The organism is Inquilinus limosus DSM 16000 (genome assembly GCF_000423185.1).
Lineage (GTDB): Bacteria > Pseudomonadota > Alphaproteobacteria > DSM-16000 > Inquilinaceae > Inquilinus > Inquilinus limosus.
Genome location: NZ_AUHM01000015.1, coordinates 64,125 through 78,181 on the forward strand (window position 1 = coordinate 64,125; position 14,057 = coordinate 78,181).

At 69.1% G+C, this 14,057-nt stretch carries 11 protein-coding genes; 8 read left to right on the forward strand and 3 right to left on the reverse strand.

Annotated elements, in window-relative coordinates:
* Positions 1-125: 125 nt before the first annotated feature.
* A complete protein-coding gene (locus G537_RS38210) occupies positions 126-755 on the reverse strand; it encodes a c-type cytochrome (RefSeq protein ID WP_034851873.1) in 630 nt (209 codons plus the stop codon).
* 228 nt (positions 756-983) lie between these two features.
* Between G537_RS38210 and G537_RS0115675 the strand changes: the two genes are divergently transcribed.
* Together G537_RS0115675 and G537_RS0115680 are read left to right on the forward strand one after the other, a co-directional pair.
* The gene (locus G537_RS0115675) at positions 984-1,730 is read left to right on the forward strand and encodes a 3-deoxy-manno-octulosonate cytidylyltransferase (protein ID WP_026870925.1); all 747 of its coding nucleotides are present in this window, start codon (positions 984-986) and stop codon (positions 1,728-1,730) included.
* Positions 1,727-2,590 (forward strand): prephenate dehydratase, encoded by an 864-nt coding sequence (locus G537_RS0115680; protein WP_026870926.1) that lies wholly within the window; start codon positions 1,727-1,729, stop codon positions 2,588-2,590. The genes G537_RS0115675 and G537_RS0115680 overlap by 4 nt, the downstream gene beginning before the upstream one ends.
* 15 nt (positions 2,591-2,605) lie before the next feature.
* Here G537_RS0115680 and nudC read toward each other — a convergent pair whose 3' ends face one another.
* Positions 2,606-3,520, reverse strand: a complete 915-nt coding sequence (gene nudC, locus G537_RS0115685; protein ID WP_026870927.1) for an NAD(+) diphosphatase — start codon at positions 3,518-3,520, stop codon at positions 2,606-2,608.
* Positions 3,521-3,660: 140 nt separating this feature from the next.
* On the opposite strand from nudC, the gene G537_RS0115690 reads away from it, so the two are divergent.
* From G537_RS0115690 to G537_RS0115710, 5 genes are all read left to right on the forward strand, one after another.
* Positions 3,661-4,644 carry a tripartite tricarboxylate transporter substrate binding protein BugD gene (locus G537_RS0115690; RefSeq protein ID WP_026870928.1) on the forward strand — a complete coding sequence of 328 codons (984 nt, stop codon included), beginning with the start codon at positions 3,661-3,663 and terminating at the stop codon, positions 4,642-4,644.
* Between the two features lie 52 nt (positions 4,645-4,696).
* Positions 4,697-5,158, forward strand: a complete 462-nt coding sequence (locus G537_RS0115695) for a tripartite tricarboxylate transporter TctB family protein (protein WP_026870929.1) — start codon at positions 4,697-4,699, stop codon at positions 5,156-5,158.
* Between the two features lie 9 nt (positions 5,159-5,167).
* A complete protein-coding gene (locus G537_RS0115700) occupies positions 5,168-6,676 on the forward strand; it encodes a tripartite tricarboxylate transporter permease (RefSeq protein WP_026870930.1) in 1,509 nt (502 codons plus the stop codon).
* Between the two features lie 115 nt (positions 6,677-6,791).
* Positions 6,792-8,177 carry an amidase gene (locus G537_RS0115705; RefSeq protein WP_026870931.1) on the forward strand — a complete coding sequence of 462 codons (1,386 nt, stop codon included), beginning with the start codon at positions 6,792-6,794 and terminating at the stop codon, positions 8,175-8,177.
* 183 nt (positions 8,178-8,360) lie between these two features.
* The gene (locus G537_RS0115710; RefSeq protein WP_034851874.1) at positions 8,361-9,491 is read left to right on the forward strand and encodes an ABC transporter substrate-binding protein; all 1,131 of its coding nucleotides are present in this window, start codon (positions 8,361-8,363) and stop codon (positions 9,489-9,491) included.
* Positions 9,492-9,722: 231 nt separating this feature from the next.
* On the opposite strand, the gene G537_RS0115715 is transcribed toward G537_RS0115710, so the two are convergent.
* Complete coding sequence (locus G537_RS0115715; RefSeq protein ID WP_026870933.1) at positions 9,723-10,889, reverse strand: porin; 1,167 nt, start codon at positions 10,887-10,889, stop codon at positions 9,723-9,725.
* Between the two features lie 581 nt (positions 10,890-11,470).
* Between G537_RS0115715 and G537_RS42085 the strand changes: the two genes are divergently transcribed.
* Positions 11,471-13,936: a calcium-binding protein gene (locus tag G537_RS42085; protein WP_051248460.1), complete on the forward strand. Its 2,466-nt coding sequence runs from the start codon at positions 11,471-11,473 to the stop codon at positions 13,934-13,936.
* Positions 13,937-14,057: the final 121 nt, after the last annotated feature.

The window sequence follows — 14,057 nt, forward strand, 5'->3', positions numbered from 1 at the left end:
GGTCCGGCGCCGCCACGGCGCCGGTGATCGGTCGGAATTTAGGAAATCTCACGACGCGGAATAAAGCCAAACGAAAACGGGACCGCGCGTGGCGGTCCCGTCCCGGAAAGGCCGGGCTGCGGCGATCAGCCGCCGCTCGACGGCGGGGTGGTGGCCGACGGCGCGGTCCCGCCGGCCGGGGCGTTTTCGACCGGCGCGCCGGCATCCGGGCTCGGCAGCGGCTGCGGGTTGTCGGCATTGGTGCGCAGCCAGGCGATCAGGTCGGCGCGGTCCTTCTCGCTCTTCATCCCGGCATAGGTCATGGTCGTGCCGGGGAGATGCGTCTTCGGCGCGGCCAGGAACTCGTTCAGCTCCTCATAGGTCCAGTGCGCGCCTTCCTCGTGCTTCTTCTTGATCGCCGACGAGTAGTTGAAGTCTTCCTTGTGGCCCATCGGAGAGCCGACCAGGTTCCACTGGTTCGGGCCGACCTTGTTCGGGCCGCCCTTCTCGAAGGTGTGGCAGGCGGTGCAGGCCTTCGACAGCTGCTGGCCCTTGGCCGGGTCGGCGCTGGCCAGCAGCGGCGCGATCGGCGGGATGGCCGGGGCCGTGGACCCGCCGCCCTCGGCCGGGGCGGAAGGCGCCACCGCGCTGGTGTCGACCTTGAATGCGTTTTCCTTCAGGGGCTCGGGCGAGACCAGGATATCGGCAACAATGCCGGTCGCCATCCCGATGATGCCGGCCAGCAGGACGGCGGCGAATATTTTATTGAATTCCATGCCGGATCTCGCTCCGAAGCACTGCTGCCCTCCCGGACACGCGAGGCCGATTCGACCAAGCAGTCCGCGCGTCTTGTAGAGGCGTTGCGAGCGGTCTGGCAAGGGGCGATGTCCGGCTGCGACACTGCGGTGGCGGCCACGGTCGGGCTCGGCAGCGGGGTTGCCTTCCGCTTCGCCGCGTTCGGGCGCACTTGACGCCGCCGCGGCAAGGGAGGATGACGCGGCATCATGACCAACCCGATTGTCGTCATCCCCGCGCGCCTGGCCGCGACCCGCCTGCCGAACAAGCCGCTGGCCGACATCCACGGCGAGCCGATGATCGTCCATGTCTGGCGCCGCTCGGTGGCCGCCAATCTCGGCCCCGTCGTGGTGGCCTGCGGCGACCGGCCGATCGCCGAGGCGATCGAGGCGGCGGGCGGCACCGCGGTGATGACCGACCCGGACCTGCCGTCCGGCTCCGACCGCATCGCCCAGGCGCTACGCAGCGTCGATCCCGAGGGCCGGCACGACATCGTGGTCAACGTCCAGGGCGACCTGCCGACGCTGGACCCCGCCCTGCCGCGGGCCGCGGTGGCGCTGCTGAACGACCCTGCGGTCGATATCGGCACCCTCGCCGCGGTGATCGTGCGCGAGGAGGAGAAGACCAACCCGGCCATCGTCAAGGCGATCGTCGAGCGGGAGGAGGGGGAGCGGACCGGCCGGGCCTTCTACTTCACCCGCACCACGGCGCCGTCGGGCGAGGGGCCGCTGCTGCACCATATCGGCCTCTACGCCTATCGCCGGGCGGCGCTGGAGCGCTATGTGACGCTGCCGCCGGCGGCGCTGGAGCGGCGCGAGAAGCTGGAGCAGCTGCGGGCGCTGGTGGCCGGCATGCGGATCGACGTCGCCGTCGTCGACACCGTGCCGCTCGGCGTCGACACCCAGGAGGAGCTGGAGCGCGCCCGGCGCCTGCTCGCGGAAGGAGCCGCCCGATGACCGGCAAGAGGATCTCGTTCCAGGGCTGGCCCGGGGCCAATTCCGACATGGCGGCCCGCCAGGTGTTCCCGGATGCCGAGACGGTGCCGTGCCCGTCCTTCGAGGAGGCCTTGGCGGCGATCCATGACGGCCGGGCCGATCTTGGCATGATCCCGATCGAGAACTCGATCGCCGGCCGTGTCGCCGACATTCATCACCTGCTGCCCGAATCCGGTCTGAACATCATCGGCGAGCACTTCCTGCGGGTGAACCACCAGCTGGTGGCGCTGCCCGGCGCCAAGCTGACCGACATCCGCGAGGTGCACAGCCATGTCCAGGCGCTGGGCCAGTGCCGGCAGTGGCTGCGCGCCCGCGGGCTGAAGCCGGTCACCCATGCCGACACCGCCGGCGCCGCCCGCATGGTGTCCGAGCGCGGCGACCCCGGCATCGCCGCCATCTCCAGCCGGCTGGCGGCCGAGATCTACGGGCTGGAGATCCTGGCCGGCGACATCGAGGATGCGGAGCACAACACCACCCGCTTCGTCGTGCTGTCGCGCGACCCGGTGCGGCCGCCGCCGAACAACGGCCCGGTGATGACCACCTTCGTGTTCGAGGTGCGCTCGGTGCCGGCCGCCCTCTACAAGGCGCTGGGCGGCTTCGCCACCAACGGCGTGAACATCACCAAGCTCGAGAGCTACATGCTGGGCGGCCGGTTCAGCCAGACCCAGTTCTACGCCGATGTCGAGGGCCATCCGGACGACCAGGCGCTGCGCTTCGCCCTGGAGGAGCTGCAGTTCTTCACCCGCAACTTCCACATGCTCGGCGTCTACCCGGCGCACCCCTTCCGCCGCGACCCGAGCCAGATCGCCGCGGACGACTGAGCGTCGGAGGGGCTGCTACCCCTCCGCCAGCCAATCCTCCAGAAGCCGCCGGGCGATGCTGTCGCGGCGGGGCAGGCGGAAGCTCTCGTCGTCGGCATGGCGGCGCAGCCAGCCGCGCTCGAACCAGGCGGCCGATTCCAGCTCGTCCTGGTCGACCTGCAGCTCGGCGGTCACGGCGCGGGCGGTGAAGCCGACCATCAGCGACTGCGGGAACGGCCAGGGCTGGCTGGAGTGGTAGCGGACATCGTCGATCCGGATCCCCGCCTCCTCCAGCACCTCGCGCCGGACCGCGTCCTCCAGGCTCTCGCCCGGCTCGAGAAACCCGGCCAGCACCGAATGCATGCCCGGCGGCCAGGCCTTCTGCCGGCCCAGCAGCACCCGGTCGCCGTCATGGATCAGCATGATCACCGCCGGGTCGGTGCGCGGAAAATGCTGCACGCCGCAGGCGGGGTTGGTGCAGTCGCGGCGGTGGCCGGCGTCGCTGCTGACCGTCGGTTGGCCGCAGACGCCGCAGAAGCGGTGGCGCGAATGCCACCACACCATGCCGCGGGCATAGGCCAGCAGGGCGCCTTCATCGTGCGGCAGCAGCGGCCCGACCGCGCGCAGGTCGAGGAAGCTGCCGACTCCGGACAGCGCCGGGTCGGCGGCCGGGTCGGCGAGGCCGCTGACGTCGACCGCCAGATAGGTGACCTCGCCGCTGACGCCCAGCATCACGGTCTCGACCGCGGTCTCGCGCCACCAGGCCTCGGTCGCCGGCAGGAAGGCGGCCTGCGGCGCCTCCGGCGGCCCGGCGATCAGGTTGCGGCCCTGCCACACCGGCACGATCCGGGTGTGCTGGCTGACGGTGATGCGGGCGATCCACTCGGCGTCGCGGCGGAAGCGGCCGGCGCGGTCGAGCGACGGATGGACGTAGAAGTTCGGGCGCAGCATGTCAGGACACTGGCATGGGCCCGGCTGCCGCGCCAGAGGCCGGAAAAGCAACTGTGCCATCCCGGATAGACAGGTTAGATTGCATAAAATTGAAGGTCGAGAGAATCGGCCGGGTTCATGACACGAAGGGGGTCACGTCTATGAAGCTTTCCCGCCGGATCGGCCTCGGCATGCTTGCCGCCACGGCTTTCGCCTTCGCCCTGCCGGCCGCCGCCCAGGACTATCCGAACCGCGTCATCACCATGGTCGTGCCCTTCGCCGCCGGCGGGCCGACCGACACGGTGGCGCGGCTGGTCGCCGAGCCGATGAGCAAGGCGCTCGGCCAGCAGGTGATCGTCGAGAATGTCGGCGGCGCCGGCGGCACCATCGGCGCCTCGCGCGTCGCCAAGGCGGAGCCCGACGGCTACACCCTGCTGCTGCACCATATCGGCCAGGCCACCAGCGCCACGCTCTACCGCAACCTCGACTACAAGCCGGGCGAGGCCTTCGCCGGGATCGGCCTGGTCACCGACGTGCCGATGACCTTCGTCGCCCGCGGCGACTTCGAGGCGAAGTCGATGCAGGACCTGGTGGAATACGCGAAGACGCACAAGGACGAGGTGACGATCGCCAATGCGGGCGTCGGCTCGGCCTCGCATCTCTGCGGCATGCTGTTCATGGAGGCGATCGGCACGCAGCTGACCACCGTCGCCTACAAGGGCACCGGCCCGGCGATGAACGACCTGCTGGGCGGCGTCTTCGACTTCATGTGCGACCAGACCACCAACACCACCAGCCAGATCAAGGGCGGCAAGATCAAGGTCTACGCCGTCACCACCGAGAAGCGGGTGCCGTCGCTGCCCGACGTGCCGACCACCGCCGAGGCCGGGCTGCCGAACTTCAAGATCGGCATCTGGCACGGGCTCTATGCCCCCAAGGGCACGCCCCAGCCGGTGATCGACAAGCTGGCGGCGGCGCTGCAGACGGCGCTCAAGGACCCCAACGTGGTCGCGCGCTTCGCCGATCTGGGCACCGAGCCGGTGCCGCTCGACCAGGCGACCCCGGCGGCGCTCGACGCCTATCTCAAGGCCGAGATCGTCAAATGGCAGCCGGTGATCACGGCCGCCGGCGTCTACGCGGATTGAGCGCCGGCCGCGAGCCGCATTCATCGTCTCATCGCCGGATCCAGGAGTCCCGATGCGTCTCTCCATCCGCCACCCCAAGGACTTCTGGTCCGGGCTGGTCTTCCTGGCCCTGGCCGCGGCCTTCGGCTGGATCGCCCAGGGCTATTCCATGGGCCGGGCCATCAAGATGGGGCCGGGCTACTTCCCGACCATGCTGGCCGGGATCCTGGCCCTGATCGGGCTGATCACCCTGGCGCGGTCCTTCGTGCTGGAGGGTGAGGGCGTCGGGCGCTGGGCCTGGCGCGGCGGGGCGGTCGTGCTGGGGGCGATGCTGCTGTTCGGCCTGCTGCTGCGCGGCGGCGGCTTGGTGCTCTCGGTGCTGGTGGTGGCTTTCGTCGGCGCCGCTGCCAGCGTCCGGTTCCGGGCGCCCGTCGCAGCTGCGGCCGCGGTCGCCCTCGCCATCTTCTGCGTCGCTGTCTTCGTCTGGGGGCTCGGGCTGCCGATCCCGGAATTCGGCCGCTGGTTCGGGAATTGAGGCGCGGCGATGGATCTCCTCAATGACCTGATCCTCGGCATCGGCGTCGCCTTCACGCCGGTCAATCTGGGCTACTGCTTCGTCGGGGTGCTGCTGGGCACGCTGGTCGGTGTGTTGCCGGGCCTGGGGCCCACCGCGACCATCGCCATGCTGCTGCCGGCGACCTTCGTGCTGCCGCCGATCTCGGCCCTGATCATGCTGGCCGGCATCTACTACGGCTCGCAATACGGCGGCTCGACCACCGCGATCCTGATCAACCTGCCCGGCGAATCGGCCTCGGTGGTGACCGCGATCGACGGCTACCAGATGGCGCGGCAGGGGCGGGCGGGCGCCGCCCTGGCGGCCGCCGGCATCGGCTCCTTCTTCGCCGGCACGGTCGCGACCCTGCTGATCGCGCTGTTCGCGCCGCCTCTGGCCAAGGTCGCGCTGGAGTTCGGCCCCTGGGAAAACTTCTCGCTGATGGTGCTGGGCCTCGTCGCCTCGGTGGCGCTGGCGCACGGCTCGGTCCTGAAGGCGCTCGGCATGATTGCGCTCGGCCTGCTGCTCGGCATGGTCGGGCAGGATGTCGAGACCGGCCAACCGCGCTTCACCTTCGGCATCCCCGATCTGGCGGAGGGGATCAACTTCGTCGCCATCTCGATGGGACTGTTCGGCATCGCCGAGATCATCCGCAACCTGGAGAACGAGCATCTGCGCGAGGTCATGGTGCGCAAGGTCTCGGGGCTGCTGCCGACGCGCGAGGATGCGCGCCGCATGGTCCCGGCGATCCTGCGCGGCACCGGGCTGGGCTCGCTGCTCGGCATCCTGCCGGGCGGCGGCTCGATCCTGTCCTCCTTCGCCGCCTATTCGCTGGAGAAGAAGCTCTCGCGCCGGCCGCAGGAATTCGGCCGCGGCGCGATCGAGGGCGTGGCCGGGCCGGAATCGGCCAACAACGCCGGCGCCCAGACCTCCTTCATCCCGATGCTGACGCTCGGCATCCCGCCGACCCCGGTGATGGCGCTGATGGTCGGCGCCATGATCATCAAGGGCATCCAGCCCGGGCCGCTGGTGATGACGGAGCAGCCGGACCTGTTCTGGGGCCTGATCGCCTCGATGTGGATCGGCAACTTCTTCCTGATCGTGCTGAATCTGCCGCTGATCGGGATCTGGGTGCGGCTGCTGAAGGTGCCCTACCACCTGCTGTTCCCGGCGATCCTGGTGTTCTGCTGCATCGGCGTCTACAGCCTCAGAAACAACGTCTTCGACGTCTATGTGACCGTCGTCTTCGGCCTGGTCGGCTACATCCTGGTGAAGCTGGAATGCGAGCCGGCGCCGCTTTTGCTTGGCTTCGTGCTGGGCCCGATGATGGAGGAGCATCTGCGGCGGGCGCTGCTGCTGTCGCGCGGCGACCCGCTGGTGTTCGTCACCCGCCCGATCAGCGGGACCCTTCTGGCGCTGACCGTGCTGGTGCTGCTGGTGATGATCAGCCCGGCGATCCGCCGCAAGCGCGAGGAGGCGTTCCAGGAGGAGCCGGGGTAGGGGCTCGGCCGGAATCCCTCGCGCGGACAGGAAATGTCCGGCAATTAGGCTTGGTCGGGCGGCGAATTTCCGGTTATCTGGGCGGGTCATCTCATTCTTGCCCAGCCGGTGACGCATGACCTCGCTTGCCGATCTGTCCGCCGTCGACCTCGTCGCCCGCTACCGCGACCGCAGCCTGTCGCCCGTCGAGGTGACCGAGGCGGTGCTGCAGCGGATCGAGGCCTGGGAGCCGAAGCTGCAGGCGCTGTGGGCCTTTGACCCGGCCGGCGCCCGCGCCGCCGCCGCGGCCTCGGCCGCGCGCTGGGCCGAGGGGCGGCCGCTCGGGCCCGTCGACGGCGTGCCGGTGACGATCAAGGAGAACATCGCGACCAAGGGCGTGCCGGTGCCCGTCGGCACCGCCGCCACGGCGCTGGTGCCGGCGGAGGAGGACGCGCCGCCGGCCGCGCGGCTGCGCGAATCCGGCGCCGTCATCCTGGCCAAGACCACCATGCCGGATTACGGCATGCTGTCCTCCGGCCTCTCCAGCTTTCACAAGCTGGCGCGCAATCCCTGGGACCTGTCGACCAATCCGGGCGGCTCCAGCGCCGGGGCCGGGGCGGCGGCCGCGGCCGGCTACGGCCCGATCCACATCGGCACCGATATCGGCGGGTCGGTCCGCCTGCCGGCCGGCTGGTGCGGCATCGTCGGGCTGAAGCCCAGCCTCGGGCGCATCCCGATCGACCCGCCCTATGTCGGCCGCGTCGCCGGGCCTATGACGCGAACCGTGGCCGACACGGCGCTCGCCATGTCGGTGCTGTCGCGGCCGGACTGGCGCGACGGCATGGGCCTGCCGCCGGCGGAGATCGACTGGTCCGACCTCGCCATCGACCCGAAGGGGCTGCGCATCGGCCTGATGATGGATATCGGCGCCGGCATGGCGCTGGACCCGGAGGTGGGCGAGGCGGTGACCGCCGCGGCCCGGCTGTTCGAGGCCGCCGGCGCCGTGGTCGAGCCGGTGCCGGCGATCCTGACCCGCGAGATGCTGGACGGGCTCGACGATTTCTGGCGGGCGCGGTCCTGGGACGATGTCGAGAGGCTGCCGGAGGAGCGGCGGGCGAGGATCCTGCCCTATATCCGCGCCTGGGCGGAATCGGGGGCGCGGCGCTCCGGCCTCGCCGTGGTCCGCGGCTTCAACCGCACGATGGAGATGAGAAAAGCGGCCGCCAAGCTGTTCAGTTCATTGGATTTCGTGCTGTCTCCGACGGCGCCGGTCGCGAGCTTCCCGGCGGAATGGGCCTCGCCGCTGAACGATCCGGAGAAGCCGTTCGAGCATATCGGCTACACCGTCTTCTGGAACATGTCGGAGCAGCCGGCGGTCTCGATCAACTGCGGCTATACGAAAGCCGGGGCGCCGATCGGGCTGCAGATCGTCGGCCGCCGCTTCGACGATCTCGGCGTGCTGCGCCTGGCCAAGGCCTATGAGGACCGCCGCGGCCCGCAGCGCCCCTGGCCGGTGCTGTAGGGCGCTGGCCCCTTTTTCGTCATTGCGAGGAGGCGAAGCCGACGAAGCAATCCAGGAGCCGGTGCGAGCGGCCCTGGATTGCTTCGCTGCGCTAGCAATGACGGAGAAAATAGCTATTGATAATCACTTTCACTTGATCCATTGGGTGCGCCCGACACGACACATCACATCGGACCAGCCCTCATGATATCCCGACGTTCCCTCGGCCTGGCCGCCGCCCTGCTCCTGTTCGCCGTCGGCACGGCGCCGGCGGCCGAGACCCAGACGGTCGAGGACGTCGCCGGCCGTACCGTGCAGGTCCCGGCGGAGGCCAAGCGGATCATTCTGGGCGAGGGGCGGCAGATCTATCTGCTGGCGGCGCTCGACACCGAGGCGCCGTTCCAGCGCGTCGTCGGCTGGCGCGACGATCTCGAGAAGGCCGACCGCGACGGCTACGAGATCTACCGCGCGAAATACCCCTTCATTGCCGACCTGCCGCGCTTCGGCGGTGCCAAGGAGGGCACCTTCGACGTCGAGCAGGCGCTGTCGCTGCATCCCGACGTGGTGGTGATGAACCTGGAATCGAAGCTGGCGACCGACGAGGGCGGGCTGATCGACAAGCTGGCCGCCGTCGGCATCCCGGTGGTGTTCATCGATTTCCGCGAGAAGCCCTTCGAGAATGCGGAAAAGAGCATCCGCATCCTCGGTCAGGTGATCGGGCGTCAGCAGCGAGCGGAGGAACTGATCGCCTTCCGCCGCGCCGAGATCGAGAAGGTCACGAGCCGGTTGGCGTCCTATAAGGGGCCGCGGCCGAAGGTGATGATCGACCGCGCCGGCGGCTACAGCGACGAATGCTGCATGTCCTTCGGCAACGAGAATTTCGGCCGGATGGTCGAGGTGGCCGGCGGCGACAACATCGCCCGCGACCTGATCCCCGGCACCTTCGGCACGCTGAACCCGGAGCAGATCGTGGCGTCGAAGCCGGATGTCGTGGTCGTCACCGGCAGCAACTGGACGCTGTACGAGACCGCCGGCGCCTGGGTCGGCGTCGGCCCCGGCGCCGACCGGAACGCGGCCCGCGCCCGGCTGGAGGCGCTGATGAAGCGGCCGGCCTTCACCACTATCCCGGCAACGCAGACCGGCCGGGTGTACGCCATCTGGCACCAGTTCTACGACAGCCCCTACCAGTTCGTGGCGATCCAGGCGCTGGCGAAATGGCTGCATCCGGAGCTGTTCGCCGATCTCGACCCGGACGCCACCTTCCGCAGCTTCCACGAGCGCTTCCTGCCGGTGGAGTACCGGCCCGGCTACTGGGTCTCGCTGACGCCGGGCTGACAGGCGGCCCCTTGCCCGGGCAGGGGAGGGGGCGTCCGCCCGCCCCTGCTCGCCATCGCCCGGCTCGCATCGGCGCCGGACAGGAAAGGGGATGCGCGGCCGGCAGCGCCGCGCATCCCCCATCGACCGGCGCGATCTTTCAGCCTAGGAGGGAACGAGACAGAGACCGTTGGGAGTGGTCTGTCGCGTCCGGTCTTCTCGGCCGGCTGTCGAGGCGGCTCGGCCCGAGGCCTAGAAGGCCAGGTTGATGCCGGTCAGCAGGTTGGTCGCCTCGAAATCCTTGCCCTCGCGGAAGTTCTGCTTCTCGTAGATGACCTCCGCATAGGTGTTCAGGCCCGGGGCGAGCGTGTAGGTCAGGTTCACGCCGGCGATATGGTTGTCCGCCAGGTTCGTGGCGCCGGTGTCGGGCTGCTCGAGGCCGTTGTTGTTGCCGGCCCAGGTGTAGGCGTAGGACACCGAGGTCAGGAACGGACCCCACTGGTAGCTCAGGTCGCCGATGACGGTGTCCACCGGCTTGCTGGTCAGGTACAGGCTGGAATAGTGGGTCCAGTTCACGCTGGCGGCGATGCCGCCCGACTTGACCCGGCCGCCGAGGGTGTAGGCCTCGAGATCGTGATGCTCCGGATTGTTGTCGGTGGTGACGCCGTTGCCGTAGGCGGCCGTCGCGGCGAGGCGCAGGCCGACGCCGCCGCCGATATCGCCGTCCCAGGCCGCGCCGCCGGTCACGACGTTCTCGTACAGCGTGCTGTCGTCGTTGATCAGGTCATTGCGGCCGCCCGGGCCGGCATGGGTCGAGCCGCCCACGACCGGCGTGAAGTCGACGCCGAAGCTGAAGCCGCCGATCGTCGGCGAGGTGTATTTGATGCGCGTGTCGTCGTTCGCCAGGCCGCCGAGATAGGTCGCATCGATCGAGTAGAACTGGCCGCCGCCCAGCGGGAAGTCACCATCCAGCAGGTCGCCGAAATCCATGCCGCCGGCACCGATGGCGCCGGCCAGCTCGTCATGGGCGTAGATGTAGCCGAAATCGTCGGCGACGGTCGGGCCGTCACCGAAGGTGATGGTGCCGAAGCTGCCCTTCACATAGACATAGGTGCGGTCGACCTGGACGCCGTCCCGCCGGTTGACCGAGTCGAAGCGGATGCGGCCGCCGTATTCCAGGCCGGAATCGGTGACGTTCTTGATGTCGAACTGCATCCGCGCATTGGTCTGGAAATCGTAGTCGCGGTCGAATTCGGAGTGGTCGGTGTTGGAGATCACCAGCGCCGACTGCGCGGCGACGAACCCCGTGATCTTCAACTGCAGACCGGACGTCACGTTCTGATCGGCCGCCGACGCCGGCATGGTCCCGACCAACGCGGCAGCGGCCAGCGCCGTGCCCCCCAGCAGTACCTGCTTCATCCTGCCTCCCTCTGCCCGCATCGATGCGGGGCGCGATCACTCAGGACACCCTCCGTCCGTCTGCCGCCGTGATCTGTGTCGTGGAAGGCACAGTCGGGTTGGCCTGCTGGCCGCTTCGGCCGGGCGCCTGAGACCGCCGAAACCCTATTCCCGCCAAAAAAAGCAACATACATACAAAAATGTATACTTTGTTGCGGCCGCGATCCGTTGCCGGCGGGCCACACCGGCTGCTGACCGCACGCGAGCGCCGCGGAGCGGACCGCATGGGCAAGGGCGCATCGGCATACGGTCACAGGGCCTAGCCGCTGGCTTGCACCGGCCGGCTGCTGGTCTCGCTGATGCCGGGCTGAGAAAGGGGCCGGATCATCCGAACCCCGCGACGTGCAAGGGATCGGCGTGTGATCTGCGCCTGCCGATCGTTCTACGGCAATCGGTCCATGTCATGAAAACGACGCTGACCGCCCGTAGATTGCGTGCGGTGAAACGTCGATCTGAAGAGCCGGAGCGTGCCTGGGCCGCTCGACCAAACGGCCGATCAGGGGGTCGCCCAGGGCGGCGGCGGATCGAGGAGGGCTGAGCTCATGCCGGGACCCGTCGGACCCGAGTTCGTCGTCAACACCTGGAACGGAGCGTGGCAGGACAACCCGGACGTCACGACGCTCAAGAACGGCAACGTCGTCGTCATCTGGGACTCGGTGTATCTGGAGGGCGAACAGGACGTCCACTATGTCGCCGCCCAGGTCTTCCACCCCGACGGCACGCCGGTCGGCAACGAAAAGATCCTGTCGGACCTCTCCCTCGTCGCCAACCACGCCCGGATCGAGGCGCTCGAGGGCGGCGGCTTCGCAGCAGTGTGGGAAGGCAGCCCCGGATCGGTCCTGGAGCGGACCGACATCTACACCGCCGTCTATGACGACAACGGCAACCGCGTCGGCGCGATCCAGAAGGTCAACCAGCCCACCGACGACTGGTACTTCGCCCCCGAGATCGTCTCCCGTGCGGACGGCGGCTACACCGTCATCTGGTCGCGCGAGGGGACGGCCGACGGTGAGCCGGCGTTCGATGGCGACAACTCCTTCGCCAGGAGCTTCTCGGCAGCCGGCTCACCCGTCGACAGCGCTTTCCAGCTCAACGAGCGGACCTTCGGCGATCAGCACAACGTGCGCGCGGTGCAACTCTCCAACGGCAACATCGTCACGGTCTGGGAAAGCGAATACGGCAGCCAGAGCCCGTACGGCGTCCCCTCGGATCTGCGCGCGCGCATCCTCGGCCCCGACGGGCGTCCGGTCACGGCGGAGTTCGGCTTGGCTCCCGAGACGAACGGCCCCAACGAGGGCTTCGCGCTCACGAACACAGACATTTCCGTCGCGGCGCTCACCGGCGGCCGCTTCGTCGCCACCTGGGTGGAGACGGTTCTCGAGGGCCAGCCGGACGGCGACACCGCCTTCCGGCTCTACGGCCGGATCTTCTCGGCCGACGGCCGGCCCGAGACGGCGACGTTCCAGATCAATACCTTCGATGGGGAGATCCCGGACCATTCGAGCGTGGTCGGCCTGACGGGCGGCGGCTTCGTCGTGGTCTGGGATCAATGGGGCCCAGAGGAGCTGGACGGGCAGCTTCCGGACCGGCATTTCGAGGAAGTTTTCGGCCAGTACTTCTCCGAGGACGGGCGCAAGGTCGGCGACAACTTCCTGATCAACCAGTCACACGTCGACACCCAGGAATGGCCATCGGTCACGGCGCTGGAGAACGGCGGGTTCTTCGTGGCCTACGAGAGCGAATATCTCGACGGCGACGACGACGCGATCGGCGGCCGTGTGTTCTCCGGCCTCACGCGGGAGTTGACGGGCACTGCCGGCGACGATCTCCTGGAAGGCGCCGCCGCCGCCGAGCGCATCGACGGCCTCGACGGGAACGACCAGCTGATCGGCCATGGCGGCGACGACATCCTGATGGGGGGCGGCGGCGACGACGTGCTCCGCGGCGGCGCCGGGGCGGACCGGCTCGACGGCGGCGCAGGCATCGACATCGTCAGCTATTATGCCGGCACCGTCGGCGTGACGGCGAATCTCTCCACCAGCCGGGGCACCGGCGGCGACGCCCAGGGCGACACCCTGGTCTCGATCGAGAATGTTTCGGGCAGCCAGGCCAACGACACCCTCACCGGCAACAGCGGCGCCAACACGCTGCAGGGCTGGAACGGCAGCGACGTGCTCCGCGGCGGCGCCGGGGCGGACCGGCTCGACGGCGGCGCAGGCACCGACATCGTCAGCTATTATACCGGCACCGTCGGCGTGACGGCGAATCTCTCCACCAGCCGGGGCACCGGCGGCGACGCCCAGGGCGACACACTGGTCTCGATCGAGAATGTTTCGGGCAGCCAGGCCAACGACACCCTCACCGGCAACAGCGGCGCCAACACGCTGCAGGGCTGGAACGGCAGCGACGTGCTCCGCGGCGGCGCCGGGGCGGACCGGCTCGACGGCGGCGCAGGCACCGACATGGCCAGCTACTATACCGGCACGGTCGGCGTAGCAGTGGATCTCTCCCTCGGCCGGGGCGCCGGCGGCGATGCTCAGGGCGACATCCTGGTCTCGATCGAGAATGTTTCGGGCAGCCAAGCCGACGATACCCTCACCGGCAACAGCGGTGCCAACACGCTGCAGGGCTGGAACGGCAGCGACGTGCTTCGCGGCGGCGCCGGCAAGGACACGCTGACCGGCGGCGTCGGCGGCGACCGCTTCGTCTTCGCCGCGACGGGCGACAGCGTCACGGGTGCCAGCGCCGACCGGATCACCGACTTCAGCCATGCCCAGGGCGACAGGATCGACCTGTCGGCGATCGACGCCGTTTCGGGCGTCGCCGGCAACCAGGCCTTCACCTTCATCGGCTCGGGTCTCTATACCGGCGCCGCCGGCCAGTTGCGCTATGCGGTCAGCAACGGCCAGACCACCATCGCCGGCGACGTGAACGGCGATCGCCAGTCCGACTTCCATATCGTGCTGAACGGCGCCGTCTCGCTGCAGGCGTCGGACTTCGTTCTATAGGGCGGGCAAGAGATCGAAACGGAAGCACTGTCACCGGACTTCCGGGATCTGGTCAGGCAATGGCGGGCGCAGGTCGCCGCCGATGCGGGCGGCCGAGCGCTTCCCGTCGCCCCTTGATGAG